The 26,981-nt window shown below is 62.1% G+C and carries 28 protein-coding genes; 15 read left to right on the top strand and 13 right to left on the bottom strand.

Annotation, left to right across the window (positions count from 1 at the left end; genetic code table 11):
• Nucleotides 1-223: 223 nt before the first annotated feature.
• Nucleotides 224-757 (top strand): hypothetical protein, encoded by a 534-nt coding sequence (locus VF436_RS00230; protein ID WP_330901945.1) that lies wholly within the window; start codon nt 224-226, stop codon nt 755-757.
• A gap of 317 nt (nt 758-1,074) precedes the next feature.
• On the opposite strand, the gene folK is transcribed toward VF436_RS00230, so the two are convergent.
• From folK to tsaD, 3 genes are read right to left on the bottom strand one after another with little or no spacing between them, the layout of a single operon-like run.
• Nucleotides 1,075-1,560: a 2-amino-4-hydroxy-6-hydroxymethyldihydropteridine diphosphokinase gene (gene folK / locus VF436_RS00225; RefSeq protein ID WP_330901944.1), complete on the bottom strand. Its 486-nt coding sequence runs from the start codon at nt 1,558-1,560 to the stop codon at nt 1,075-1,077.
• A gap of 5 nt (nt 1,561-1,565) precedes the next feature.
• Nucleotides 1,566-1,925, bottom strand: a complete 360-nt coding sequence (gene folB, locus VF436_RS00220; protein ID WP_330901943.1) for a dihydroneopterin aldolase — start codon at nt 1,923-1,925, stop codon at nt 1,566-1,568.
• A gap of 54 nt (nt 1,926-1,979) precedes the next feature.
• A complete protein-coding gene (tsaD, locus tag VF436_RS00215) occupies nt 1,980-3,029 on the bottom strand; it encodes a tRNA (adenosine(37)-N6)-threonylcarbamoyltransferase complex transferase subunit TsaD (protein WP_330901942.1) in 1,050 nt (349 codons plus the stop codon).
• A 290-nt stretch (nt 3,030-3,319) separates the two neighbouring features.
• On the opposite strand from tsaD, the gene rpsU reads away from it, so the two are divergent.
• The 3 genes from rpsU (at nt 3,320) to VF436_RS00200 (ending at nt 4,465) form a co-directional block, all read left to right on the top strand.
• Nucleotides 3,320-3,535 carry a 30S ribosomal protein S21 gene (rpsU, locus tag VF436_RS00210; protein WP_330901941.1) on the top strand — a complete coding sequence of 72 codons (216 nt, stop codon included), beginning with the start codon at nt 3,320-3,322 and terminating at the stop codon, nt 3,533-3,535.
• Nucleotides 3,536-3,726: 191 nt separating this feature from the next.
• Complete coding sequence (locus VF436_RS00205; protein WP_330901940.1) at nt 3,727-4,203, top strand: GatB/YqeY domain-containing protein; 477 nt, start codon at nt 3,727-3,729, stop codon at nt 4,201-4,203.
• 91 nt (nt 4,204-4,294) lie between these two features.
• Complete coding sequence (locus tag VF436_RS00200; RefSeq protein ID WP_330901939.1) at nt 4,295-4,465, top strand: DUF1328 domain-containing protein; 171 nt, start codon at nt 4,295-4,297, stop codon at nt 4,463-4,465.
• Nucleotides 4,466-4,576: 111 nt separating this feature from the next.
• Here the strand turns inward: VF436_RS00200 and VF436_RS00195 are convergent, their stop codons facing one another.
• Complete coding sequence (locus VF436_RS00195) at nt 4,577-6,307, bottom strand: S41 family peptidase (protein WP_330901938.1); 1,731 nt, start codon at nt 6,305-6,307, stop codon at nt 4,577-4,579.
• Nucleotides 6,308-6,390: 83 nt separating this feature from the next.
• Here VF436_RS00195 and dnaG point away from each other — a divergent pair, with 83 nt between their 5' ends.
• A complete protein-coding gene (gene dnaG / locus VF436_RS00190; RefSeq protein ID WP_330901937.1) occupies nt 6,391-8,124 on the top strand; it encodes a DNA primase in 1,734 nt (577 codons plus the stop codon).
• Nucleotides 8,125-8,209: 85 nt separating this feature from the next.
• Nucleotides 8,210-8,833, top strand: coding sequence for a DedA family protein (locus tag VF436_RS00185; protein ID WP_330901936.1), 624 nt, complete (start codon nt 8,210-8,212; stop codon nt 8,831-8,833).
• A 6-nt stretch (nt 8,834-8,839) separates the two neighbouring features.
• Here the strand turns inward: VF436_RS00185 and VF436_RS00180 are convergent, their stop codons facing one another.
• From VF436_RS00180 to VF436_RS00170, 3 genes are all read right to left on the bottom strand, one after another.
• The gene (locus tag VF436_RS00180; RefSeq protein WP_330901935.1) at nt 8,840-9,340 is read right to left on the bottom strand and encodes a hypothetical protein; all 501 of its coding nucleotides are present in this window, start codon (nt 9,338-9,340) and stop codon (nt 8,840-8,842) included.
• 262 nt (nt 9,341-9,602) lie between these two features.
• Nucleotides 9,603-9,899, bottom strand: coding sequence for a hypothetical protein (locus VF436_RS00175; protein WP_330901934.1), 297 nt, complete (start codon nt 9,897-9,899; stop codon nt 9,603-9,605).
• 564 nt (nt 9,900-10,463) lie between these two features.
• Complete coding sequence (locus tag VF436_RS00170) at nt 10,464-11,333, bottom strand: LysR family transcriptional regulator (protein ID WP_330901933.1); 870 nt, start codon at nt 11,331-11,333, stop codon at nt 10,464-10,466.
• A 105-nt stretch (nt 11,334-11,438) separates the two neighbouring features.
• Between VF436_RS00170 and VF436_RS00165 the strand changes: the two genes are divergently transcribed.
• The 8 genes from VF436_RS00165 (at nt 11,439) to dgoD (ending at nt 19,533) form a co-directional block, all read left to right on the top strand.
• Nucleotides 11,439-12,458, top strand: a complete 1,020-nt coding sequence (locus VF436_RS00165) for a 2-dehydro-3-deoxygalactonokinase (protein WP_330901932.1) — start codon at nt 11,439-11,441, stop codon at nt 12,456-12,458.
• Nucleotides 12,459-12,519: 61 nt separating this feature from the next.
• Nucleotides 12,520-13,509: an arabinose ABC transporter substrate-binding protein gene (locus tag VF436_RS00160; protein ID WP_330901931.1), complete on the top strand. Its 990-nt coding sequence runs from the start codon at nt 12,520-12,522 to the stop codon at nt 13,507-13,509.
• 7 nt (nt 13,510-13,516) lie between these two features.
• Nucleotides 13,517-15,055: an L-arabinose ABC transporter ATP-binding protein AraG gene (gene araG / locus VF436_RS00155; protein ID WP_330901930.1), complete on the top strand. Its 1,539-nt coding sequence runs from the start codon at nt 13,517-13,519 to the stop codon at nt 15,053-15,055.
• 8 nt (nt 15,056-15,063) lie between these two features.
• Nucleotides 15,064-16,053: an L-arabinose ABC transporter permease AraH gene (gene araH, locus VF436_RS00150; protein WP_330901929.1), complete on the top strand. Its 990-nt coding sequence runs from the start codon at nt 15,064-15,066 to the stop codon at nt 16,051-16,053.
• A complete protein-coding gene (locus VF436_RS00145) occupies nt 16,053-16,943 on the top strand; it encodes an SMP-30/gluconolactonase/LRE family protein (protein ID WP_330901928.1) in 891 nt (296 codons plus the stop codon). The genes araH and VF436_RS00145 overlap by 1 nt, the downstream gene beginning before the upstream one ends.
• Before the next feature lie 13 nt (nt 16,944-16,956).
• Nucleotides 16,957-17,766 (top strand): SDR family oxidoreductase, encoded by an 810-nt coding sequence (locus VF436_RS00140; protein WP_330901927.1) that lies wholly within the window; start codon nt 16,957-16,959, stop codon nt 17,764-17,766.
• Nucleotides 17,756-18,388 carry a 2-dehydro-3-deoxy-6-phosphogalactonate aldolase gene (locus tag VF436_RS00135; RefSeq protein ID WP_330901926.1) on the top strand — a complete coding sequence of 211 codons (633 nt, stop codon included), beginning with the start codon at nt 17,756-17,758 and terminating at the stop codon, nt 18,386-18,388. The genes VF436_RS00140 and VF436_RS00135 overlap by 11 nt, the downstream gene beginning before the upstream one ends.
• The gene (dgoD, locus tag VF436_RS00130; protein ID WP_330901925.1) at nt 18,385-19,533 is read left to right on the top strand and encodes a galactonate dehydratase; all 1,149 of its coding nucleotides are present in this window, start codon (nt 18,385-18,387) and stop codon (nt 19,531-19,533) included. The genes VF436_RS00135 and dgoD overlap by 4 nt, the downstream gene beginning before the upstream one ends.
• Before the next feature lie 187 nt (nt 19,534-19,720).
• On the opposite strand, the gene mgtA is transcribed toward dgoD, so the two are convergent.
• The 6 genes from mgtA to VF436_RS00100 all read right to left on the bottom strand — a co-directional run bounded on the left by mgtA (nt 19,721) and on the right by VF436_RS00100 (nt 26,578).
• On the bottom strand, nt 19,721-22,375 hold the full coding sequence (gene mgtA, locus VF436_RS00125) for a magnesium-translocating P-type ATPase (RefSeq protein WP_330901924.1): 2,655 nt from the start codon (nt 22,373-22,375) through the stop codon (nt 19,721-19,723).
• 123 nt (nt 22,376-22,498) lie between these two features.
• Complete coding sequence (locus tag VF436_RS00120; RefSeq protein ID WP_330901923.1) at nt 22,499-22,741, bottom strand: hypothetical protein; 243 nt, start codon at nt 22,739-22,741, stop codon at nt 22,499-22,501.
• Nucleotides 22,742-23,198: 457 nt separating this feature from the next.
• Nucleotides 23,199-24,104, bottom strand: a complete 906-nt coding sequence (cyoE, locus tag VF436_RS00115) for a heme o synthase (protein WP_330901922.1) — start codon at nt 24,102-24,104, stop codon at nt 23,199-23,201.
• Nucleotides 24,101-25,264 carry a COX15/CtaA family protein gene (locus VF436_RS00110; protein WP_330901921.1) on the bottom strand — a complete coding sequence of 388 codons (1,164 nt, stop codon included), beginning with the start codon at nt 25,262-25,264 and terminating at the stop codon, nt 24,101-24,103. Before VF436_RS00110 ends, cyoE begins: the two co-directional genes overlap by 4 nt.
• Nucleotides 25,264-25,836: a hypothetical protein gene (locus VF436_RS00105; RefSeq protein ID WP_330901920.1), complete on the bottom strand. Its 573-nt coding sequence runs from the start codon at nt 25,834-25,836 to the stop codon at nt 25,264-25,266. Before VF436_RS00105 ends, VF436_RS00110 begins: the two co-directional genes overlap by 1 nt.
• Nucleotides 25,829-26,578: an SURF1 family protein gene (locus VF436_RS00100; RefSeq protein WP_330901919.1), complete on the bottom strand. Its 750-nt coding sequence runs from the start codon at nt 26,576-26,578 to the stop codon at nt 25,829-25,831. Before VF436_RS00100 ends, VF436_RS00105 begins: the two co-directional genes overlap by 8 nt.
• 59 nt (nt 26,579-26,637) lie before the next feature.
• Between VF436_RS00100 and VF436_RS00095 the strand changes: the two genes are divergently transcribed.
• Nucleotides 26,638-26,853 (top strand): twin transmembrane helix small protein, encoded by a 216-nt coding sequence (locus VF436_RS00095; protein ID WP_330901918.1) that lies wholly within the window; start codon nt 26,638-26,640, stop codon nt 26,851-26,853.
• The last annotated feature ends 128 nt before the right edge of the window (nt 26,854-26,981 follow it).

Below are 26,981 nucleotides of genomic sequence, written 5' to 3'. Positions count from 1 at the left end.
GGAAAGGAGCATCCTTGTCAACGTCGATCAGATCGGACATACGCTCACGATAGAAGCGTGCACATTAAGTCAGTCCGACAACAGAGACGATCTGGTTCGCTGCATCGATTGGGGGGTGAGTTTTGGCGATCTTGCGTTTCGTTTTGAAGCATTTACGAGCATGTCGTGGGCACATCAATGTTTACTTCCGTTTTGGTCCTGCATGAGGGTGGCCAGGACCATCATGTTGTCGCGCTGGGAAAATGCCGAAGTATCGACGCGCCTGTTTATTGAGGTAGCGCACAAGGATCAAGCAACGTATGCAGCGATCACCCGCAAGGACGACTGGGGTAACGGCACGAACACGGCATTCCTGATCTATCTGACGGCCGATGCCTTTGGCATTCCCACGCATTACAAGCCCGCCAAGCCGTTTCTTCCTGCCTATCAATCCCTGCTGGAAGCATGGCGCACCACCGACGAAGCGATCTTTCAGGACGCGATGCTTGCGGCAATCGAGTTTCATATCAGTCGTAGTAAGAACGCGACAGAGCGAAACAACTACGAATTCGACGACTACTTTGACCGCATCTATCCGGCCGAACTGCTCGCCGTCCAGGCCTTGCGTCGCCGCGATGGCCTGCCGGAATTCCAGACAGGTCATCTGCTGGTCGATACGCCCTGGTCGATCATCCGCGACGCCGAGCCTGTCGAGCCGCATCCGGTCTTCGTGGCTGTCCAGGACCGCATGCGCCAGGACTATTCCGGGTTCGTGTAGATACCGCCTCGCGCCGATCTAAACAAGAGCGATATTGGGATCAAGCGGCTTGCCGGATCGGATGACACCCCAGGCGATGTGAAGGAGTGACTTCAGTCGCGAAGCCATCTGCGATTCAGTGGCAGATGGGGGTTTTAAAACCTCCAAGCCGCGACCTCGTTGCGTCCTGCTTCGCGAATGAATTCGCTCTTACGTGGTGACGCTACCGGCGATACCGTTGCCGATGAGGGGAAAACCGCCAGGACTCGACCTAAGCGGCGGCAAAACCGTGGCCGCGGGGCCTCAAGAACCCGTGTCCGCCACAAGATCGCGCTCTGTCAATCGAGCGCGATCTGTTCGAGCGGTTCTTTTTCGGCGGGAAACTCCGCCCACAGACTGGCCATGCTGCGACCACTCAGGGGATGGCGCAGCGTGGGCGCGATGTCGGCGATGGGACGCAGCACGAAAGCATGCCGCAGTTCCTTGCGGGGAATCTGCAAATGCCCTCCGCCTTCGAGCACGAGATCGTCGTAAAGCACGATATCCACATCCAGCGTGCGATCGCTATAGCGTGGCACATCACGGCGGCGACCGTGGCGATCCTCAAGCGCATGCAGCCAGTCATTGAGCGCTTGCGGCGTGAGATCGGTATCGATCGCGACGGCAAGGTTGACGAAGTCGGCGCCGTCGAAACCTACCGAACGGCTGCGATACGCGGGCGAAACGGCCATGTCGCCGAAACGCTCACGCAATTCGGCCAACGCAGCGGCGAGGTAACGCAGCGGCTCCAGGTTGGAACCCAGGCTCAAGTACGCGCGCGCCATCGCGATCAGTCCGGCCGCGTGCCGCGTTCGATGCGCACGCCCACCGCACGCGCGCCACGCACCGCACCGGGCTTGGACAACTTCAGGCGCACCCATGCGACACCGAATTCGTCGCGAATGATCGCCGCGCAACGCTCAGCCAGTGTCTCGACCAAACCGAAGCTGGATTGGCCGACGTATTCGATCAGCCGCTTGGAGATGCTCTTGTAGTTGAGCGTGTGCTCGATATCGTCGCTGGCGGCTGGGCGCGTGTTGTCGAATGCCATCTCGATGTCGAATGCCAGGGTCTGGCGCACGCGCCGCTCCCAATCATAGATACCGATGACGGTTTCGATGCGCAGGTCTTCAATGAAAACGATGTCCATGGGTAAACGGCCAACAGTCGGGGTTGAACGGAAAATCGAGCGCTGTCGCGACGCCTACGCCGCCGGGAGGCTTTCCAGGTCCCAGCGTGGAAATACCTGGACGGTCTCGTCCTGGTGCTGGCCATGGGCCAGCCGGATGGCTCCGGCCAACGCGATCATGGCACCGTTGTCGGTACAGAACGCCAGCCGTGGGAAATAGGTGCGGAAACCATCTTTTTCACCCGCTGCGGCCAGTTCGGCACGCAGGCGCTTGTTGGCGCCCACCCCGCCGGCGATGACCAGGCGACGGGCACCGGCCGCTTCGAGCGCGCGCCGACACTTGATGATCAAGGTGTCGACAATGGCTTCTTCGAAAGCGCGCGCGACGTCCGCTCGTGTCTGCTCGCTCTGGTCCGATTGCTGCCACGCGAGCAAGACCTGGGTCTTGAGGCCCGAAAAGCTGAAATCCAGCCCTGGCCGATCAGTCATGGGCCTGGAGAACCGGAAGCTGCCCGCTCGCCCCTGCTGCGCCAGCGCGGCGAGCGCCGGGCCCCCCGGATAGGGCAGGCCCATGAGCTTGGCAGTCTTGTCGAATGCCTCACCGGCCGCGTCATCCAGGGTATCGCCCAGGATCCGGTAGCGGCCGATGCCCTGCACTTCCACCAGCATCGAGTGGCCGCCGGATACAAGGAGCGCTACGAACGGCGGCTGCGGCGGGTCATCTTCCAGCAAGGGGGCCAGCAGATGCCCTTCCATGTGATGCACCCCGATCGCCGGAACACCCAACGCCCAGGCCATGGCTCGGGCCGCCGCTGCCCCGACCAGCAAGGCCCCGACCAGGCCCGGCCCCGCCGTATAGGCCACGCCTCCGAGGTCCTGGGGTGTCATTCCGGCCTGGGCCAGGGCTTCGCGCACCAGCGGCAGCAGCTTGCGCACATGGTCGCGACTAGCCAGTTCCGGCACCACCCCGCCATAGTCGGCATGCAGCTTGATCTGGCTGTACAGGGTGTGCGCCAGCAACCCCTCCCCCGGCCGCTCCGGCTCCCAGCGCAGCAACGCGACACCGGTTTCGTCACAGGAGGTTTCGATGCCGAGGATCGGCGGGTTGGGGGTTTGAGGCGACATGTGTGGCAGTTTAGCGGGGAATTAGGCACATTGTGCCTAGAAGGCCTGCTGCGCCCCGGTCTGGAAGACCAGCGGCTGCGCAGCCTTTGGAGTCACGCCACGGGCGCTGAAAAGGACAACAAAGGCCCGCTGCTTGCCGCTTGGGGCTGTTCCTGTTTACCCTTTCCAGGCCGCGCCAGCCACCGGCTGCCCAGGTTGCAGAGCGACCGACTTTACGCATAGACCCGACCGAGGCTATACTTAGCGGCTCGCCCGATTCCACGGGCCGTATTCAGTCACTCGGAGTTTCCATGCCCAGCGTAAAAGTCCGCGAGAACGAGCCGTTCGAGCTTGCCCTGCGCCGCTTCAAGCGCACCTGCGAAAAGGCCGGCGTTCTGGCCGAGACCCGCAAGCGCGAGTTCTATGAGAAGCCGACCCAGGAGCGTAAGCGCAAGCGTGCCGCCGCGGTGAAGCGCCATCTGCGCCGCCTGTCGCGCGATACCTCGCGTCGTACGCGGATGTACTGAGCTTTACCTGGCTCGGTGTCCTCGTGACGCCGGCCCTGGCGCTCTCCAGCGCCCCCAGGTAGCTTTGGCAGTCTGGCGCGTTGATCCGCCGCCGCTGCATTCAGCACATGCATAAGCCGGCGTTGCCTTGCGCAACGCCGGCTTTCTGCGTTTCCCCGATTTTTACTTTTTATTGTCCCTCGGAGCATCCGATGTCACTTAAGCAGCAGCTCACCGAAGACATGAAGGCCGCCATGCGCGGTGGCGACAAGGCGCGCCTGGCGGTCATCCGCCTGATCAACGCCGCCATCAAGCAGCGTGAAGTGGATGAACGCATCGAACTGGACGACAGCCAGGTGCTGAATGTGCTTGAGAAAATGCTTAAGCAACGCCGTGATTCGATCAGCCAGTATGAGGCTGCCGGTCGCCAGGATCTGGCCGATGTCGAAAAGTCGGAAATGGCAGTGATCGAGACCTATATGCCGGCCAAGCTGACCGATAGCGAGATCGATGCCCTGATCGACGACGCGATCGCCCAGACCGGCGCCACCTCGCCCAAGGACATGGGCAAGGTCATCGCCGCGGTCAAGGACAAGGCTGCCGGCGGGGCCGACATGGCCGCGGTGTCCGCGCGCATCAAGGCCAAGCTGGCTCTTCACATTTCAGCCACCGCGCCATATCGCGCCTGAATCACCACGCGGCGCGTGCATGGGTGATGCGGCTCCTTCACGTTGCGGGCTCTACAAGTAGTGCCTGCAACGTCACTGAGGGAGAACACCCATGCTCAAGTGGGCCATTATTTTCGGCATTATCTCGCTGCTTTCCGGCTGGCTGGGTTTCGGTACGCTATCAGGCGTTACCGGCACCATCGCCAAGGTCCTGTTCGTGATCTTCGTGATCATCTTCCTGGTGATCTTGCTGGGCCTGGTCGGCATCGTGCATCTGGTTTGACGGGCATGGCGAGTGAGGCCGGCTGCGGACGCAGCCTGTGAAGAGTCAAGAGCGCGGAGAGCTTCGGCTATGACCTTGCTCACTCCTTACAGCGAGCACCAGCGGCCGGCCTCACTTGGCGGAAGCCACAAGCAACGCCTTACGCGCCCGCTCCACCGCAGCATCCTTCCCGCGACGAACATCGGCTACCGTCGGCTTCACCTCGATCGTCGGCGCGATGCCGCTACCGACGAATTCACGGCCATCGGCGTAACTGTCCCACTTCACACAGATGCGCGCCGAGCCGCCACCGGGTAGACCGAACGACATCGGCATGCCGGTACTACCACCTGTCTTCTGGCCCACCAGGATGCCGCGTTTGAGGGTGTCGAAAGACATGACGAAATCCTCCGCGGCAGAGAACGTCTGCGGCCCGATCAAAAGCGCTACCGGTCCCCGGAAGATCGGCGAGGTGAGGTGCGGATAGGCTTGTCCGCTGTCTTCAAGCGGCTGCCATTCGAGGCTCAGGCCACCGCCAGCGCGAGTCACCGCCGATACTGACAATTGCCGTGAAGCCGGGCCCGGAATCGGCGCCTCGGTGAGATGACTGAGAATCTGGAAAGCGTAGCCATCCGAGCCACCGCCGTTCTGGCGCACATCGAGAATCAATCCCTTGGCCTGCATGATCTGCGGAAGGTGTTGCTCAAACGCCTTGACGGGGGCATCGCTCTCCAGGTCGTCGATGGCGAGATAAGCGACCTGTCCGGGCAACATGCGAAAAACGAACTCGTCCGGCTCTTTGCGATCGGCGTATTTGCTACCGTCACGCCAGACCAGAACGGTGCTGCGATGACCACGGCCATCGACCAGCGACAACGATACGGGCGTGTCCTTGTCACCTGAAAGCAGGCCGTAGCTGTACACGCGTACGTCCCGGTCCTGCGGGGTGGAGCTGCTTTCATAGGGAGCCACACGTTCGGTCGCATATTTGCCGACCTCGATACCGTCGATGGCAGTGATCTGGTCACCTACGTGGATGCCTTGGTGCTCCAGTGTCGAACTGCCGACGAAGGTTACCAGCACCCTGCCCTCGACCAGCGCCGTGCGCAAAGGCGGGCGCGCGTAGAAGTGCGCGCGCAGCTCCTTGGGAGGGTAGATGTTGGTGTGCCCGTCTTGCAGCAGCGGCGCGAAGCGCATCATCACCTCGTAGTACGAGGCGGTGTCATGCGCGGCGATGACTTGCGGCAGGAAATCCAGATAAGCCTTGTCCCAATCCAGGTTGGGTACGTTACCGAAATGCACGAAGTTGTACTTGGCTTCGGACCAGAACAGCGACAGGCCGGCAATGCGCAGGGATTCGTCCAACTGCGGCGTGTACGGTGTGGCAATGGCCTTGGCATGCCACATGCTGGCAGCCATGTCGGCGCGGGCCAGCATCGACTGGTAGCGCGGCTCATCCTTCAGCAGGGCCTGCGCCTTGGGTGTGCGGTACACCGCATCCAACGGTGCGCCATCCTGGGCCAGGTTCGCCGCCATCATGTCCAGCGCCTTGGTCTTCTCGCCCTCGTCGACGTACAGCGCGAACAGGTCGTCGCGGATGTTGAAGGCGCGATAGCGCAGCGCCTTGCTGCCCTCGCCAAGATCACGCGTGGCCGGCGACAAGGAATCGTCCAGCGCTTTGCGCAGGATGTCCTCGGCCTTGCGCCGCGTCTGCGGCGTATCGTTGTCCTTACGCGCCGCCTCGGCCTGTTCGCGCGCCGCCGAGAGCCTGTCGTATGCCTGCATGGCCGGCCGCTCCTGGGCCGCCACCGTGCCCGCTGCCAGCCAGCCCATCCCTATCATCCACACGCCTGCACGCACCATGCTGTCCCTCCTCCGGTTGTCACGACCGAGCTTAGCCCGGCTCTCGAGCGGACGGACCATTCCATCGACTAAACTGATGTCCTATGCGCGGCCGCATCCCTGACAGCTTCATTGACGAACTTCTCGCTCGCGTCGACATCGTCGACGTGATCGAGCGGCGCGTGCCTTTGAAGAAGGCAGGCCGCGAATGGACCGCCTGCTGCCCCTTCCACAACGAACGCTCGCCTTCGTTCTATGTCAGTCCGGCCAAGCAGTTCTTTCACTGCTTCGGTTGCGGCGCCCATGGCACGGCGATCAAGTTCCTGATGGATTATGAGCGGCTGGAGTTCCCCGACGCGATCGAGGAACTGGCCCAGGCCGTGGGCTTGAAGGTGCCTCGCGAGGGCGGCAACGAGGCGCCGCGCGAGGACAAGACCGATCTCTACGCCCTGCTCGATAGCGCCGCGCGTTGGTATCAGGGCGAGTTGCCCAAAAGCACCGAAGCCAAGGCCTACTGCAAGAAACGCGGCCTGGATGCCCAGACCATCGAGCGCTTCCGCATCGGCTGGGCGCCCGCCGGGTACGACGGCATCATGAAGGCGCTGGGCGGCAATGATCGCCGCATGCAGTTGCTCAACGAGGCTGGCATGGTCGCCAGCAACGAACGCGGTAGCAAGTACGATCGTTTCCGTGAGCGCCTGATGTTTCCCATCCTGGACCGCCGCGGCCGCGTGATCGCCTTCGGCGGACGCGTGCTACAAGCGGAGCAAGGGCCCAAATACCTCAACTCGCCCGAGACCCCGCTCTTCCACAAAGGCAGGGAGTTGTTCGCGCTGTGGCAGGTCAAGCAGGCCAACAGCAACTTGCAGCGTATCGTGGTGGTCGAGGGCTACATGGACGTGATCGCCATGCATCAGGCCGGCCTGCCGATTGCGGTCGCCACGCTGGGCACCGCGACCACGCCCGACCACACCGAGGTGTTGTTTCGCGCCGCCCCCGACGTGGTCTTCTGCTTCGATGGCGATCGAGCGGGCCGTGCGGCCGCCTGGAAGGCGCTCGAATCGGCGCTGCCAAGGCTGCGCGATGGCAGGCAGGCCTACTTCCTGTTCCTGCCCGATGGCGAAGATCCGGACACGCTGATCCGCAAGGAGGGCAAGGACGGCTTCGAGAAGCGCCTGAAGGCCGCCACGCCCCTGTCGGAATATTTCTTTGGCGAACTGGCCCAGGACGTCGACATGGGCGCCCTAGACGGGCGTGCGCGGCTGGCCGAACGGGCACGACCACTGATCGCCCGCCTCCCCGATGGGGCCTTCCGCGACTTGATGGCGCAGGAACTGGAAAAACGCAGCGGGGCGCGCGCCACCTTCGAACCCGACGTGCAGCAACGCCGGCCGCCGCCGCGGCCGGTCAACGTACAGCGCAGCCTGGTCCGCAGTGCCATCGCCCTGCTGCTGGTGCAGCCTGGCATGGCCCAGGACGTGGAGCGCCCGTACGGCTTCCTGCGCCTGGATAAACCCGGCGTCGCCCTGCTGGCCGACCTGATCGAGACCGCCCGGGCTCGCCCCGGTATCAATCCAGCCATGTTGGTCGAGCACTACGCCGAACGCGAGGAATACGGTGCATTACAAAAATTGATGACAACACCGGTGGTCGGTGATGCATCGATGCAGCGCCGGGAATTCTTCGACGCCCTGCTGCACATGGAGCAACAGGCCGCCGTGCAGCGGCGCGAATTCCTGACCGCGAAAAGCCGGGCCAGCGCGCTGGACAATGCCGAAAAGGCCGAACTGCGCTCACTGATGGGCATTCGCGTGCAACTGCGCCGTGACGACGATTGAACCGCCACATCCCCCTGAAAAGGGTTCTGTGGGATGATGAACCGTTTTTCTGCCCCGACGCTTGCAGATGAAGGCACGCACGTAGATGGACCTGCTTGAACGACTGGTGACACTGTTCGCGGAGAACGGCTATGCCGCCGTTTTCATCGCGCTGCTTCTCTGCGGTGCAGGTGCACCGCTGCCGGAGGACATCACCCTGGTAGCTGGCGGCGTGATTGCCGGCCTGGGCTACGCCAACGTGCACATCATGTTTGCCGTGGCGATGGTCGGTGTCCTGCTGGGCGACGCAGGCATGTTTCTGCTCGGCCATCATTACGGCGCGCGTATCCTCAAGTGGCGCGTAGTCGCGCGTCTGCTTACGCCCGAACGCTACGCCAAGGTGCAAGAGAAATTCGAACGTTATGGCAATCGCCTGATGTTCGTGGCCCGCTTCCTTCCCGGCATGCGCACCGCCGTTTACATTACCGCTGGCACCACGCATCGTGTGTCGTTCACCCGGTTCCTGCTGCTCGATGGCAGCGCGGCGCTGATCAGCGTACCGATCTGGGTATACCTGGGCTACTTCGGTGCCGACAATCACGAATGGCTGGTCAAATGGATACGCCGGGGCCAGAGCAGCCTTTGGGTGCTTGGCGGCGTCATCGTGCTGGCCGTGCTGATCCTGTGGTGGCGCCACCGCCGTCGCGCGGCACGAAACTCCAATTCGTAATCGGCGTCACAGGCACTCGGTCAATCCGTCGTAGATGCTCTTGTTGCCGCCGGGCAGCAGCTTATGAAGAACATCGTGAGGGCCGATAGGCTCAAGCGCCGAGTAGAGCTGCTCGATATGTGTGCCAGGATTGATGGGTGTACGGCATTGCCATAAGCGAGCATCAACTTTCACCTTGCCGTTGTCAGGATCGATGTCCTGATAACTGCCAGCGAAGGTCCACACGCATTCGCCGATGATTCCCGACGTGCGCTCCACTGAGCAGCGATAGCTCAATGGACGCAAGTTGCTGTAATCGCCCTCGCAGAAGGTATCGCCGCATACGCTGTCGAAACCACCCGCCAGGCTGGCCTCAAGATCGAAGAACCGGTCCCAGCCACCTTCCGGGCTGGGATAGTCGATGGCATCAACGTAGTTCCCCGTCGCTCCCGCCCGCGCCTGGCCATGAGCCATGGCCAAGCAGGAAAATCCCATGGCCGCGAGCAAACCACAAGCCCAAACACGCATATCGCTCTCCTAATAAACAGCCAATGGGAGTGGCAATATGCGCTTGGCCTGCATCGATAGCCTATGGGTCGATATCCCTGTGTGGCGCCGCCCGCGGCACCCGCACAAGTCGTCCATGGCCATACCGGTTGGCGGGGATAGGTCCAATGGAAATCCAGGACTGTGACCGGAGCGAATGCTCCGGCCGAGCTGCCTCCCTCTTGCCGCTCCGCGAGAAGCATGAAGGCAATGAGCCACGGAAGACCGTCGATTGATTCGTCGCTTACGTCGCCCCGGAAAGTGAGGCACAAGACTTGTCCGCGAGCCGCAGGCTGGCGCACCACACCAAGAACAGGCCGATCCGCAGCAAGGCAAACTGGATGACGATATTCCACACGCCATCCAATTCAACCACGCCAAGCAGGTAGTTAACCAAAGGTATCAATAAGAGTGGCACGCCGACGGCATAGAGAAACCACGACGGAAGCCGTTTGAATTTGCTGAACACAACCATCAGCAACAAAAGGCAAAGCACACAAAAGCATGCCTCGACAATCAACAAGAAAACAATCGACACCATGTCTCACCGGCGGTCAAGGCTGCATCCATATGCGAGGGCCGACCACCTGATATCGAGCCCTTGTCGCAGATGCCGCACGTCAAGGCCCGTGAAAGCATAAAGGCTCATATCGATATGGCCACGACCTTGTCACGAACAACACAAGCGGATCTGATCCGTAGGCATCAAGCTCAGAGTTGGTGAGCCTTACACTTCTCCTGGGAGAATTTTGCGCAAACGCATAGGCAAAGCCTGTAGTCCATCGCCTGCTTTCATGTCAGCGTGATACATACTCTATGGCACAGCCCGCAAAACCCGTTCGGCCAAGCGCCGAAATCGGTCAGCAACCACGCCACGCCAACCCACGGCGGCTCGTCCAACGCAGGGATGCATCCTTAACGTGTGACTTCACGCTTGATGGCGGCCTGCGCCGGCAGGCAAGCCAATAGTTCGCCCAGATCATTGGGACAAGCTCGAAGGTGTGGATAGCCGTGCTCGTCTTGACGCGCCATGCGCCCCCAGCGCAAGACACACATGGGGACCAACTCACAACCGGCACGACTCCGTCCGTTGGATCGAGGTATCTCAACTGGCTAGCACTTCGGCACGCAACCACTCGCAGAAAATGCTGACCTCACTCCTGTCGGCAACGCCCTGCGCCACCGTCAGATGATATGCGTGACGCCACGGTGTTGACGCGGCGAAGGGTTCGACCAGGCGCCCCGCCGCCACGTCATAGGCGATCAGCAAGCGCTGTGCCAGCGCCACGCCCTGCCCTTCGATGGCTGCCTGCAACATCATCGTGCCATCGCCGAGCCCCAGTTCGCGCGTGGTATCGGCCAGCACCGCACCCGCGTGCGCCATCCAGGCGTTCCAGTCCGGCGCGATCGCGCTGCGGCGACCGGATCTCTCGTAGAGAAGCGTCACGGCATTGAGATCTGAAGGCTGGGTCAGTTGGGATGCAAGCACCGGGCCGCACACGGGAACGTAATCGGTAGCCACCAGCACATGGGGACCCTCCTCCCCAGCGCGTTCCTCAATGGCGATGTCCCAGGCACCCGCCTCCAGTTGCGCTTCGGTCAGTACCGCCACGTCGATATCCGGGTGCTTGCCGAAGAAACGGAACAACCGGGGCACCAGCCATTTGGTGCCAAAGGTCGCGGGCACAGCCACGCGCAGGGAGAATTTCTGGTCCAGCAACTGGGCGGTGGCGTGTTGCAACGCACGAAAAGCCTCACGTACACGCGGGAAATAGCGCTCGCCGGCTGGTGTGAGGCTGAGTTTATTGTTGCTTCGCACAAAGAGCGCCATCCCCAAATGCTGCTCCAGCAATTTCACCTGTTGGCTGACCGCTGCCGCGGTCAACGACAATTCTTCCGAGGCTTTCGTGAAGCTCAGATGCTGCGCTGCAACCTGAAAGACACGCAGTGCATTGAGGGGGAGTGAGCGCTTCATGGCAAGCTCGTTTAGAAAAACTTGGGGAAACCCCGGCGAATTTCTAGTTTGCCACGTTCGCGCGCGCCGCCAACAATCCTGATCGATCCAACCGCTCAGTTGCGCATGAATATCCTCACGATCGATACCGGCACCACCAATACCCGCGTCTGCCTCTGGCACGACGGCGAGGTCGTGGCACACGCCGCGCGCCAGGTCGGCGTGCGCGACACCGCCATCACCGGTAGCCGCGCACGCCTGGAGGCTGCCGTGCGCGAAACCCTGCAGGAGACTTTGCAGGCCGCGCAGCTTGAGGCAAACGACATCGACCGCGTACTTGCCTCAGGCATGATCACCTCGAACATGGGCCTGTGCGAAATTCCGCACGTCAAGGCGCCGGTAGCCATCCAGGCGCTGGCAGGCGCCATGCGCGAATCGACCATCGACGAAGTCTGGCAACAACCGATCTGGTTCGTGCCGGGCGTGCGCAACGCGGTGGACCACATCGGCCTGCACAACAGCGAAGCGATGGACATGATGCGCGGCGAGGAGACCGAGAGCTTCGCCATCGTGCAGTGCCTGCGCCTGACCGAACCGGCAGTCATCGTGTTGCCGGGCTCCCATTCGAAGTTCGTCAGCCTGGACGCCTCTCAGCGCATCACCGGCTGCGTGACCACTCTGGCCGGCGAATTGCTGCATGTGATATCGCACGAGACGATACTGGCCAGTTCGCTGGGGGGCGGATTCGCCGAACGCATCGATGCGGACATGCTGCTGGCCGGCGCGCGTTCGGCCAAGCAGATTGGCCTGGGGCGTGCGTGCTTCAGCGTGCGCATCCTCGATCAATTCACCGTCTACGATGCCAATGCACGCGCCAACTTCCTGCTAGGCGCAGTGCTTGGCTCGGACCTCTTGACCCTGAAGAACTCCAGCGCGATCGAGGTCATGCCCGGCGTGCGTTTCGTCATCAGTGGCAAGGCCATTCTGCGCGAGGCGATCGCGTTGCTCGTGCAAGGCGACGATTTCTTCTCCGGCCAAGTCACCGTACTCGATGACCGGCAACAGGCCAACCTTGCCGGACGCGGCGCCATCGCCGTGGCGCGTGAGCGAGGCCTGGTCGCCGCCGATGCACACGAACGCGCCTGACCATGCCAAGACATGTCCCCACGCCATGCCAGCTCGCCCGGCTTTCCTTGAGGAAGGAACGATGAACCGCAAACTCACACACGTCTTTCATGCCATCGCCATCGCGCTCGCCATGGCCAGCGCACCGGCCTTCGCGGATGATCCTGTCAAGATCGGTTTCGTGGTCAAGCAACCGGAAGAACCGTGGTTCCGCGACGAGTGGCGTTTCGCCGAGCAAGCGGCCAAGGAAAAGGGCTTCGAGCTGGTCAAGATCGGCGCCGAGAATGGCGACAAAGTGCTCAACGCCATCGACAATCTCAAGGTTCAGCACGCCCAGGGATTCATCATCTGCGCACCGGACGTAAAACTTGGCCCGTCGATCGTGGCCAAGGCACGTATCAATCGCCTCAAGTTGATGACCGTGGATGATCGCCTGGTCGACGGCAATGGCAAGCCCATCGAAGGGGTGCCGTACACCGGCATTTCCGCGATCAACATCGGCAAGCAAGTTGGCCAGGCAATCGCCGAGCAGATCAAGTCCCGAGGCTGGAATCCGACGGAAGTCGGCGCATTGCGCGTTTCGTTCGATCAGCTGCCGACCGCGCGTGATCGCGACGACGGCGCGGTCGAGGCATTGCTGGCAAGCGGATTTCCCAAGGCCAATATCTTCAACGCACCTCAAGCAAAGTCCGACACGGAAAATGCGTTCAACGCCGCGAACATTGCCATCACCCAGCATCCGCAGTTCAAGCACTGGGTGGCCTTCGGCATGAACGACGAGGCCGTGCTAGGCGCAGTACGCGCGGCTGAAGGCCGTGGCGTCGCGGCTGCGAACATGGTCGGCGTGGGCATCGGCGGCAGCAATTCGGCTCTCAACGAATTTGCCAAGCCACAACCGACCGGCTTCTACGGATCGATCCTGATCAGTCCCAAGCGCCACGGCTATGAGACGTCGCTGCAGATGTACGACTGGATCAAGAACGGCAAGGAACCCCCGATGATCACGCTTACCGATGGCCGCCTGATCACGCGTGACAACGCCAGCGCCGTGCGCAAAGCCATGGGGCTATGAGACGACGATGATCGCCGAGCAAAGTGCTGCGCCTTATCTTCAGTTCGACGCGATCGGCAAGACGTTTCCGGGCGTGCGCGCGCTGTCGGACGTAAGCTTCGCCGTGCACGCTGGAAGCGTGCATGGCCTGCTCGGTGAAAATGGTGCCGGCAAATCGACCACAATGAAGATCCTCGGTGGCGAATACGCACCGGACGAAGGCCGCCTGGTGATCGGTGGCCAGCCGCGCCAGTTCCGCTCGGCCGCCGATGCTATCGAGGCTGGCGTGGCGATCATTCACCAGGAACTGCAATACGTGCCGGACCTGTCGGTGATGGAAAACCTGCTGCTTGGCCGCCTGCCGACCCGCATGGGCTTCGTGCAGCGCAGGCAGGCCCTGGCATGGGTACGCGAAAAACTCGAAGCGCTCGGCGTGGACCTGGACCCGCGCGCGAAGATGCGCCAGATATCGATCGGTCAGAGGCAGATGGTGGAGATCTGCAAGGCAATCTTGCGCGATGCCCGCATACTTGCGTTGGATGAGCCCACCAGTTCGCTGTCTCATCGTGAGACCGAGGTGCTGTTTCGCCTGGTGCGCGACCTGCGCGCACAGGGCAAGGCAATGATCTACATCTCCCATCGCCTGGATGAAATCTTTGAGCTGTGCGATGCGGCCACCGTATTTCGTGACGGGCGCAAGATCGCCAGCTTCGACTCCCTTGATGGGGTAACGCGGGAAACGCTCGTGCAGCGCATGGTTGGGCGCCAGCTCGATGACATCTTCGGCTATCGGCCGCGTGAACTGGGCCAGATCCGTCTGGATGTGCGCGACGTGACCGGCCACAAGATTCCCTCGCCGGTGCAATTCAACGTACGCGCGGGCGAAATCGTCGGTTTCTTTGGTCTGGTCGGCGCTGGGCGCAGCGAAACGATGCGCGTGGTCTATGGCGCAGATCGGCGTTTGGGCGGCAGCGTCGCGATCGATGGCAAGCCGCTGGCCGCCACCGATGTGCGCGCCTCGATTCGCGCGGGCCTGATGTTCTGTCCCGAAGATCGCAAGGAAGACGGCATCGTCGGCGTGCGCTCGGTCGCCGAGAATATCAACATCAGCACACGCAGGAACCACTTGCGTGCCGGCCTGTTCGTCAATGAAGCCGTCGAGGCGCACACCGCCGATGACTTCATCAAGCGACTGTCCATTCGTACGCCCAATCGACGTCAGGAAATCCGACTGCTGTCAGGTGGCAACCAGCAAAAGGCCATCCTCGCTCGCTGGCTGGCCGAAGGCGACCTGCGCGTACTGATCGTCGATGAGCCCACGCGCGGCATCGACGTAGGTGCCAAGAACGACATCTACAACGTGCTTTACGCCCTGGCCGAACGTGGCGTCGCCATCGTTATGGTATCGAGCGAGCTGCCCGAGGTGCTCGGTGTTTCCGACCGCATCGTGGTGATGTGCAATGGCCGTATCGCGGGGCAGTTCGCACGTGACCAGGCCAACGAAGAAAACGTCCTTGCATGCGCGCTTCCCGAAGGCGCTCCCAAGGCGAACCAGCGCAGGAACTAAATCGAGCCATGTCGCAGACTTCTCCCGCCGTTTCTCCCGCCCCCGGTGCCACGCAACCATCCTGGCTGCGCAACGCGATCGACGACTACAGCCTGGTGCTGATCTTCATCGTGCTGTTCGCTGTGCTCAGCGGCACCGTGCAGTATTTCTTTTCCTGGGACAACATCGTCAGCGTGGCCTTGTCGGTATCGCAGATCGGCATGGTGGCTTGCACCATGATGTTCTGCCTCGCCTCGCGCGACTTCGATCTTTCCGTGGGCTCCACGGTCGCCTTCGCCGGCGTGACCTGTGCCATGGTCGCCAACGCCACCGGCAGCGTGACACTCGGCCTGCTCGCCAGTCTGGTTGCTGGCGCGGTGATCGGCTTCATCAACGGCGCCATCATCGCCAAGCTCAAGATCAACGCGTTGATCACCACGCTGGCGATGATGGAAATCGTTCGCGGCCTGGCGTTCCTTGCCTCCAAGGGACAGGCGGTGGGTGTGGCCAACGAGGCGTTCTATGTGCTGGGTACGCAGATGCTGCTTGGCCTGCCGATTCCCGTATGGATCACCGCGCTGTGCTTCGTGGTATTCGGTGTGATGCTCAACAAGACCGCTTACGGTCGCAATACACTGGCCATAGGCGGCAATCCTGAAGCCGTGCGCCTGGCTGGCGTGGCGGTGGACCGCACGCGTATCGTGATCTTCCTGATCCAGGGCGTGATCGCCGCTTTCGCCGGCGTGATCCTTGCCTCGCGCATCACCAGCGGCCAGCCCAATGCTGGCGAAGGTTTCGAACTCGATGTGATCTCCGCCTGCGTACTTGGCGGCGTATCGCTTGCCGGCGGCCGCGCTACCATCAGCGGAGTCCTGGTCGGCGTGCTGATCATGGGCACCGTGCAGAACGCCATGAACCTGATGAATATCGATACTTTCTACCAGTATGTGGTGCGCGGGGCGATCCTGCTGGCGGCAGTGCTGGTCGACCAGCTCAAGAACCGGCAGGCGGCACGCTGATGTCCGCCAGCATCCGAGCTCTCACCGACACACGACATGCCCTGGGCGAAGGCATCGTCTGGGATGATCGCCAAGGCGTGCTGCGCTGGACGGATATCCTCGCGTCCACGTTATGGCAGTGCGACCCGGTCGATCGCTCCACCCGCCACTGGGCGTTGCCGGCCCGACTGGGTTGCATGGCCCTGACACAGGATCCCGATCGCCTGCTACTGGCGCTGGAGAAACAGCTGGTGATGTTCGATCTGCGCAACGGTGCGATGGAACCCCTGGCCGACATCGAACCCGGCCTGCCAGACACGCGCAGCAATGACGGCCGCTGCGATCGCCATGGCAACTTCATCTTCGGCAGCATCAACGAACATGGCAGCGAGCGCATTGCCTCGTTCTACCGCTATAGCGCCGACGGCGTGCTTTCACGCATGGCCCTACCCCGCGCGGCGATCACCAACAGCATCTGTTTCAGTCCCGATGGCAACACCATGTATTTCTGCGATACACCAACACGGCAGATCATGGCCTGCGATTACGACGGCGCGAGTGGCGAGGTCGATCGCATCCGGGTTTTTACTGAGGTTCCCGCGCAGTTCGGCACACCCGATGGATCCACGGTGGACGCCGAAGGCTTCCTGTGGAACGCCGAATGGGGAGCTTCGCGCGTGGTGCGTTATGCGCCGGATGGGCGCGTCGATACGGTGATCATGATGCCGGCCAGCCAGCCAAGCTGTATCAGCTTCATGGGGACCGGATTGGACCGACTCGCCATCACCTCGGCCCACGACGGTATCGATGCGGCAGAGCGCGAGCGACATCCTCTGCACGGCGCAGTATTTACGCTGGAAGCTCCACGTGGACGCGGCTTGCCCGAAAGCCGCTACGGCCGAACTGCCTGACGAGATGATCCCCATGACCGCAACACGCCCCGATCCTCGCACTACCCCGCTGCCACGCCTTGCCGGCAAGATCGCCATCGTCACGGGTGCCGCGCAAGGCATCGGTGCGGCGACCGCCAGGCTCTTCGCCGAACATGGCGCGCGCGTGGTGGTGAACGTGCTCGAAGATAACCGGCAGGCACGCGACACCCTGGCCGCGATCGGTGAAGACCATGGCATGCTGTTTCAGGCCGATGTCACCGACGTCGATGCCGTGCGCCGCATGGTCGATGCCACGCTCGAACGCTTCGGGCCACCCGACGTTCTGGTCAACAATGCCGGCATCAACGTGTTCAACGATCCCCTGAAGCTGACCGACGAGGAATGGCATCGCTGCTTCGAGGTGGATCTGAAAGGCGTATGGAATTGTTCGCAGGCGGTATTGCCGCACATGATCGAACATCGCCGAGGCTCGGTCGTGAACATTGCCTCCGTGCATGGACACAAGATCATTCCAGGCTGCTTCCCCTACCCGGTCGCCAAGCATGGCCTGATCGGCCTGACACGTGCTCTGGGCATCCAGTACGCAGCCCAGGGCGTGCGCGTGAATTCGATCTCGCCTGGGCTCATCCTCACCGCGATCGCCGAGGCCGGTTTTGCCGCTGCGCCCGATCCGGCCGCCGAGCGCCACCGTCAGGAGCAGATTCTGCCGACCAAGCGCATCGGCGAACCCGAGGAAGTGGCCTACACCGCGTTGTTCCTGGCCAGTGACGAAGCCCGCTTCATCAATGCCGCCGATATCCTGATCGATGGCGGCCGCTCACAGCTCTATCATGACAACTGAGATCGCACCCTGGCCTACCCGGTTGCCGTTGGTGGCGATCCTGAGAGGTATCGAGCCTGCTGAAGTGCTCGCTCACATGCGTGAGTTGGTGGCCGCAGGTTTCGATGCCATCGAAATTCCGCTCAATTCGCCGGGCTGGGAACGCAGCCTGCCCGATGGCGTACGCGAATTCGGCGCCCAGACGCTGGTGGGTGCCGGTACGGTGCTGACCCCCGAGAAAGTCGATCGTGTCGCCGACCTTGGCGGGAGGCTGATCGTCACGCCCCATACCGATACCGCCGTGATCCAGCGCAGCCGAGAGCGTGGGCTCTATACCTCGATCGGCTTCGCCACGCCCACCGAAGCATTCGCCGCGCTGCAAGCGGGCGCGCAATCACTCAAGCTGTTCCCCTCGACTGCGTTCGGCCCGGCTTACGTCAAGGCTATCCGCGCCGTCCTGCCCAGGGGGCTGCCTTTGCTGGCCGTGGGTGGCGTGACGCCTGAAAATCTGGGAGCCTTTCTCGAAGCGGGCTGCCAGGGAGCCGGGCTGGGCAGCGACCTGTACAAGCCCGGCCAAGCGCCCGAACTGACCCGCCAGCGCGCCGAAGCCTTCGTTCAAGCCTATCGCCAACATCACGCATGAAGATCACCAAGCTCACGACTTATCGCGTTCCGCCACGCTGGATGTTCCTGAAAATCGAGACTGACGAGGGACTCGTCGGCTGGGGCGAACCGGTGGTGGAAGGACGTGCACGCACGGTGGAAGCGGCTGTTCACGAGCTGGGCGAACTGGTGGTCGGCCGCGATCCAGCGCATATCAACGATCTTTGGCAAGCGATGTATCGCGGTGGCTTCTATCGCGGTGGCGCGGTGTTCATGAGCGCGATCGCGGGTATCGACCAGGCCCTGTGGGACATCAAGGGCAAAGCGCTTGGCGCACCGGTGTACCAGTTGCTCGGTGGCAAGGTACGCGACCGCATGAAGACCTATTGCTGGGTCGGCGGTGACCGGCCCGCCGATATCATTGCGCAGATCCACCAACGCCTGGCGCTGGGCTTCGATACGTTCAAGCTCAATGGTTGCGAGGAAATGGGCGTCATCGATTCCGCCCGCGCCATCGACGCGGCCGTGGCCAACGTCGCCGAGATTCGCGAGGCGTTCGGCACCAGCATCGAATTCGGCCTGGATTTCCATGGCCGCGTGGCGGCTCCGATGGCCAAGGCATTGATCAAGGAACTGGAACCGTACCGCCCCCTGTTCATCGAGGAGCCGGTGTTGGCCGAACAGGCCGAATATTATCCCCGCCTGGCCGCCGCCACGCATATTCCGCTGGCCGCGGGTGAACGTATGTTCTCGCGCTTCGAGTTCAAGCGTGTGTTGGAAGGCGGCGGCATTTCGATCCTGCAACCCGATCTGTCGCATGCCGGCGGCATCACCGAATGCGTCAAGATTGCTGCGATGGCCGAAGCCTATGATGTGGCGCTGGCGCCGCACTGCCCGCTCGGTCCCATCGCCCTCGCCGCCTGCCTGCATGTGGACTTCGTGTCATGGAATGCAGTGCTGCAAGAGCAGAGCATGGGCATTCATTACAACAAGGGTGGCGAGTTGCTCGACTATGTCGTCAACAAAAACGACTTCGCGGTGAGCGAAGGCCATATCCAGCCGCTCGACAAACCCGGCCTGGGTGTCGAGATCGACGAGGCCCTGGTAATCGAACGCAGCCAGCAAGCCGGCGACTGGCGCAATCCGCTGTGGCGACACAAGGATGGAAGCGTGGCGGAGTGGTGACGCTGCCCTAGCTGTCAGGAGCGATGTCAGTCGCGATGCAAGTCGTGATGGGGTGCGGCTTGGCGGTGGTGGAGCACCAATCTGCGACTGAATCGCAGATCGCTTCGCTAATGAATTTGCTCCTGCACTCTCGACCGATGCGGGCGGCGCCTCCGCGAAACAGGAAGGCGCCGTACCGTTCAAGCTATTACAACCACCGTCCATAGCGGCGGATGTAGATGACCTTCATCACTTGGGTCAGGCCGCAGTAGCACAGCAAGGTCACCGCCAACCAGGCAAAGTACATAGGCGGCAGCGGCACCATGCCGATCTTCGCACCGATACCGCTGAACGGAATCAGCATGCCGACGATGATGATCGCCGTAGTCAATGCCAGCACCGGTGCGCCGGCAATGCTCTGCACGAAGGGAATCTTGCGGGTGCGGATCATGTGCACGATCAGCGTCTGCGACAACAGGCCTTCGATGAACCAGCCCGACTGGAACAACGACTCATGCTGCGAGCTGTTGGCCCCGAATACATGCCACATCAGCCAGAACGTGGTGATATCGAAGATCGAGCTGATCGGGCCAATCCATACCATGAAACGACCGATATCACTGGCATCCCACTTGCGCGGCTTGCGCAGGTAATCCTCGTCCATACGATCGAACGGGATCGATAGCTGCGACAGGTCATACAGCAGGTTCTGCACCAGGATCTGCAGCGGCAGCATCGGTAGGAACGGCAGGAACGCACTGGCGATCAGCACGCTAAACACGTTGCCGAAGTTCGAACTGGCCGTCATCTTGATGTATTTCATGATGTTGCCGAAGGTAACGCGGCCCTCAAGCACGCCTTCCTCCAGCACCATCAGGTTCTTTTCCAGCAAGATGATGTCCGCCGCTTCCTTGGCAATATCAGTGGCGGTATCGACCGAGATGCCCACGTCGGCTTCACGCAGCGCTGGTGCGTCGTTGATGCCATCGCCGAGAAAGCCTACGGTGTGGCCCTGGCGCTGCAACGACTTGACCACGCGCGCCTTCTGCAAGGGCGACATCTTGGCGAACACGGTGGTGCGCGCCACGAGCTGATCCAACTCGCTATCTTCCATGGTCTCGATGTGCTTGCCCTGCACCGAGTGCTCGACATCCAGGCCCACTTCGCGACAGATCTTGCGCGTCACCGCTTCGTTGTCGCCAGTGATTACCTTCACTGCCACGCCATGATGATTGAGCGCGGCAATCGCCGTGGCCGCTGTATCCTTGGGCGGGTCGAGGAAGGCCAGGCAACCGACAGCCGTCAGGCCGCTTTCATCGGCCACACCGTAGGCACGGCCAACCGATGCCTGCTGCTTGATCGCCACCACCAGCACGCGCAGGCCATCTTCATTGAGACGACGCGTCATCGCCTTGATGTCGGTGCGCATGGCATCGGTCATCGGCAAGACCTCGTCGCCGGCTTTGGCGTAGGCACAGATCGAGAGCATTTCCTCGACGGCTCCCTTGCATACCAGCAGTTCCTGGGCGTCGCCTCGCCCCAGCACCACGGACATGCGGCGACGCTGGAAATCGAACGGAATCTCGTCGACCGTGCGGTAATGCGATGCTGCCGCTTCCAGGTCGCGGTGCGACAGTACGGCCTTGTCCATCAGGTTTTTCAGGCCGGTCTGGAAACGGCTGTTGAGGTAGCCGTATTCCAGCGCTTCGTCCGATTCTTCGCCGTACAGGTCCAGGTGACGCTCCAGCACGATCTTGTCCAGCGTCAACGTGCCCGTCTTGTCGGTGCACAGCACATCCATCGCGCCGAAGTTCTGGATCGCATTGAGGCGCTTGACCACCACCTTGCGCTTGGACATCGCGATGGCGCCCTTGCCCAGGTTGGCAGTCACGATCAGCGGCAGCATTTCCGGCGTGAGGCCAACGGCCACCGACAGGGCGAACAGGAACGCATCGAGCAGGCTGCCCTTGTCGATCCAGTTGATCGCGAAGACGATCGGCACCATGACCAGCATGAAGCGGATCAGCAGCCAGCTGACGCTACTGACGCCGCGGTCGAAGCTGGTCTGCACGCGCTGGCCGACGATGGTGTGCGCCAGCGAACCCAGATAGGTACGCGAGCCGGTCGCCACGACCACAGCACTGGCGCTGCCACTGACCACATTGGTGCCCATGTAGCAGACAGTACCCAGGTCCAGCGGACTTTCGCTGCGTGTATCGGCCTGTTCGATCTGCTCGCGTGTGGGCGCGGCCTTCTCCACGGGAATGGACTCGCCAGTAAGGATCGCCTGACTGATGAACAGGTCCTTCGCGCTGAACAGTCGCAGATCCGCGGGCACCATGTCGCCTGCGGCCAGGTGAACGATATCGCCTGGCACCAGTTCGCCCACCGGCACTTCGATGCGCTCACTGTGACCGTCCGATGCACGACGCGTCACGGTAGCGGTGTTGCGCACCATGGCCTTAAGCTTCTCGGCCGCCTTGGACGAGCGATATTCCTGGGTGAAACTCAGCAGCACGCTGATACCCACCATTACCCCAATGATGATGGGACCTGTCAGGTCGTCATCGGTGGCCAACTGCACGCCAGCCAGCACCAGCAGCACGATGATGAAGGGATTCTTGAACGCACGCAGCAACTGCCGCGACCAATGTGGCGGCTTCTCGTGGGAGACTTCATTGATGCCTTCGCGGTCCAGCCGCTCGGCGATCTGTTCTTCGTTGAGGCCTGCCGCGCTGGTGTCGAGTGCAGCGAAAAGTGCCTCGTTGGCACGGAAGGCTTCGACGGCTACCGCCACGTGGGCGGGCACCGTGCTCTTGCCGGCCGTCTTGCCCGAGACGGCCTGGGAGGAATGCTTGAACATGACACGCTTTCCAGTATGTCGTTGATATGGGCGAATCAGCGAAATACGCGGAGAAACCCCGCTTCGAACGCTCGACGCCTGCGCTTTGCACAGCGCCCGCGGCGTGGCGGGCGCTGCTTGTCGTCAGAGACTAGATACCAGCTCCAGATGACGGGGCGCTTGCGGAGGAACCTCTTCCCAGCGGGCAACCAGCAACTTGCGGGATTCGATCTTGCGGTCGAGCTCGATAGCCTTGGGCTCGACGACAGCCGGGGCCTGCAATGGAGCCGGCACGGTGATCGACATGGTTTGACGTGCGCCAGCACGACCGGCAAGGGGGAACCGGCCCGCAGTACGCATGCGGAAGAAATCGCGAAGGAGCTTCATAGCCCATCTCCTTGATACGGCGCCTTTGGCAGCCGTCAGGAGTAGGCCGGTCTTCCCTAGTCTAGGAAAGCGCCGGCCGACCGCAGGCGGTCGCCGCAGACAGTCAGCTTGTTATGCAATGCCGGCACCCGATGCTCGCGGATGTCGACGTTGCGACTAGGGTAAACGTCCATATGCCTTGGTTAGTAAGGACAGAGAGCCTTTCCAGAGCGCACGCGGCGCGCCGTAGGGCGCGCGTATTGTCTTGCTGCGGCGCGCAAGTGTCAAGTGGGTGTCATGGGGACAGGAGATGGGCCGTGGCGCGCAAGTTCGCTCGCAGGCGGCGAGATTGGCGCGTGGCGTAGAACGCCGCGACGAGGCTGGTTCGCCTTCGAGGATGGATGTCGCTCAACCCGAGCAAGGCCCCAGGGGATCGCTTGTCGCGCCCCCTGCCCGTCTCAACCCCCGCTTGCGCACCTCAAAGGGAACGCTCAAACACCAGCCCCGACTGCAATGCCGGGTCGAACAGGTAATGGTCTACGAGCAGGAAGGCGAACAGCGCCATCAGGTAGACGATGGAATAGTTGAATACCTTCATCGCGAAGAATTCGTCCGGTGGGTTGAGCAGGCGTGCGGCGTAGTAGAGAAACCCTGCACCCAGTACCACCGCGCCACCGAGATAGATATATCCGCTATAGCCGGTCAATGTGGGCAGCAAGGTCACCAGCACCAGCAAGATGGTGTAGAACAGCACGTGCCAGCGCGTATAGACCACGCCGTGCGTCACCGGCAGCATCGGTACCTGCGCGCGTGCATAATCGTCGCGGCGGAAGATCGCCAGCGCCCAGAAGTGCGGCGGCGTCCACACGAAGATGATCAGGCACAACTGCAATGCAAACGGATGTAGTTCGCCCGTGACCGCCGTCCAGCCGAGCACAGGGGGAATCGCACCAGCCAGGCCGCCGATCACGATGTTCTGCGGTGTCGCGCGTTTGAGATAGGCGGTGTAGATCACGGCATAGCCGATCAGCCCCGCGAAGGTCAGCACTGCCGTCAATGGGTTGACCAGCAGCACCAGCACGAGCATCGAGATCACGCCCAGCGTCAAGGCGAATGTCAGCACCTGCTGGGGACTCAGGTGACCGGTGGCCAGCGGGCGATGCGCCGTGCGCGCCATCAGTTTGTCGATGCGCTGATCGATCAGATGATTGAAGGCAGCCGCCGACGCGGAGGCCAGCCAGATACCTGCCGTACCGAACACCAGCGCGCGCCACGGCGGAATGCCGGGCACGGCCAGGAACATGCCGATCACCGCGCAGAACACCAATAACGCAACGACACGCGGCTTGGTCAATTCAAGATATTCGCCTGCCATGCTTCTCATCGCAGCGCTCCGGAAAAAAGATGATCGCCAGGGCGGCGCTGCGTTCGCGCCAACAAGGCAAGCAAGGTCGCCAACAAGAGAGCTGCCACGCCGTTGTGGAGGGTTGCCACCGGAAGCGGCAGACCGAAATGCACATTGCTGATACCCAGCAGCACCTGCGATACCAGCACGACGGCCAGCAGCAGGCCGAGCCCGCGCAAACCTCGCCGGGAGACCTTGTGGGCCAGGAAAGCCAGATAGCAGAACACCACCAGTGCACCGATGCGATGCGCGATCTGGATGGCGCTGCGTGCGGCCATGTCCAGAACGCCTCCTTCGTAGTTCACCCCAATGCCCCGCCACAGCACGAAACCCTGCCGGAAATCCGTCGGCGGCGCCCACTGCCCGAGGCAGGTCGGAAAATCGGTACCGCAGGCCAGCGCCGCATAATTGGCGGACGTCCAGCCGCCCAGGGCAATCTGCGCGATCAGCAGGACGACGCCCAGCACTACAAGTCGGCGCAGCGGCGCAAGCTGATTGTTGTCGGCACCCACGCCGGCATAACGCATCGCCGCATAGGCCAGTAGCGCAAACGTGGTGATGCCACCGAGCAGGTGTCCCATCACCACGATCGGCTTGAGCAGCAACGTCACCGTCCACATGCCCAGCATTGCCTGGAAGATGATCACCGCCAATGCCAGCACGCTGATGCGCCACGCGCCGGGCTTGTGCAAACCCAACGCAGCCAGGAACGGCAAGCCGATGGCAAACAGCGAAAGCACCGTGGACCAGACGTGCTCGCCGCGGATATAAAGCACGGTGCCCGCCACGGCAAACACGGCGCCAGCCATCACCGCAAACCGCGCCCAACGGGTGCGCCAACTGGCTACCAGCGCCAGCGCCAGCACCAACGTACCGAGCGTACCGGCAAGGAAGCGATGCACCTGTTCGCGCCAGGCCTTGTGTGTTTCGTAGGGTCGATCAGGAAAGGCCTCGTTGGCCTTGGCGATCTCATGCTGCTGTTCGGGCCAGGTCGCCTTGCCATAGCAGGTCGGCCAATCGGGACACGAGAGGCCCGCGTTGGACAGCCGCACGAAGGCACCGAACATCACGACACCAAAGGCAAATACCGCGGCCAGCAAGGCCAGGCCACGCAGCACTCTCACGGAACGGGCGGACATCAACGAATCACCTTCTGCAGGTCTTTGTGCAAGCCCATCGGGTCGAAACCCGCCGGATAAAGAGACAGCGCCGTGCCATTGGATTCGACCAGCAAGGCTGCCACGGTATCGGGTGACTGTGGCTGGTATGGGGAGAGCCTGCCATCGACATCGCGCCCGACCTGCCAGTAGTTGTCCATCGCTTCGCGTGCCTTGCCAGCCGGCGGCTCGCCGACATACACCAGACGCAGGCGCTTGGCATTCTGTGACAACGTCTGGCGCGACCACGCAATGCGTGTGAGCACGTCCAGGCAATGCGTAGCGCACCCCGGGCCAGCAAGCACCAGCAGCGTCCACTTCGGCTCACTCGCACGCCACGGCCAATCGCCACCGCTCGCCGTGGCGATGCGCACATGCTCGGCTTCGAAATTGCGTTGCGGCGAAATCGGCAGGCCATTGCCTTTCGCATCCGGCTGCCAGCCACTGAGCGTGAGTACACCGGCTGCGATGATCGGCGCCATGAATACGGCCACGATCAGCAGCAGCTTCAATCGGCTGGCTCGCAGCCCTGGCGAGGGAACGGGATTATTCATGCGTATCGATTCTCTTAGGTTTCCGTGGACGGTGCAGTACGGCAAGCATCACCACTGCCACCACCGCGAACGTAAACCACTGGAAAGCGTAGGCACGGTGCCGCGCCGGCGGCATCGCGGAAAAATCGAGCGTGTGCTCGCGCACGTAGATCGATGCCGGATCGGCGTCGAGCGCGAGCACGCGTGGGTAAAGTCGTTGACCGAGATCCTGCTGCACCTGCTTGAGATCCAGGTAGACCGTTGTCTTGGGCCAATGCGATTGCGCCGCCAGCGCATTGCCACCCATCGCAAAACCTACGCCCGGCGGTGGCAGATAAAGGCCTTGCAGGGTCAGCTCACCATCCGGCAGTGCCGGGGCTTGCGGCACTTGCCCCGTGCCATTGCCCGGCAGAAATCCGAGATCCACGAGTAATAACGCGCCCGCGCTGCTGCCATGCAACATGAAAGGCGCATAGACTTCCGCGCCACCGCGTTGATCATGCCTCGGGTTATCGAGCACAAGCACTCGATCGGTGAGATATCTACCTTGCACCCGCACACGCGGAAACGCATTTTCCGGCGGTTTTTCCGCGACATCGGCGAAAGCGCTCAACGGTGCCTGCGCCGATGCGGCATACCGCCGCAGAAGCGTGTCCTTCTCATCGGCGCGATGCAACTGCCAGATGCCCAGGCGCACGAAAACAAGGCATCCGGCCACCGTAAGCAGCACAGCCCACCAGCGCGGACGACGCCAGCCACTCACGCTGTCTCATCCCGCGCGAACGCTATACTCGCGATGTCAAACTCGTTCGGAACAATCACGTGGAAACCGTCTACAAGTGTGCGCTGGTGGTCGTGTTGTTGGTGGTTCTGTTCAATCTCGGCCAGGCACTGTTCTTCATGATGACCGACAAGGACGGTAGCAAACGCACGGTATGGGCGCTCACGCGCCGCATCGGCCTTTCCGTCGTACTGATCCTGATGGTCGTCCTGGGCATCTGGATGGGCTGGCTCCATCCGCATGACGTAGGCCGCTGATTGTAGCCGTTGGGGACTCAGGGCGCCCATGGCGCGACAATTAGGCCGGGCCCGAAGGACCTTGTGAGGCCGCTCGCTGCGCGAGCTGTGAGGTCGGGCCCGAAGGGCCCTGTAAAGCCGGTCGCTAG

Origin of the sequence: Dyella sp., assembly GCF_036384435.1 — a bacterium.
Classification (GTDB): Bacteria; Pseudomonadota; Gammaproteobacteria; order Xanthomonadales; family Rhodanobacteraceae; genus GSA-30.
This window is presented reverse-complemented; position numbering and strand designations above follow the sequence as displayed.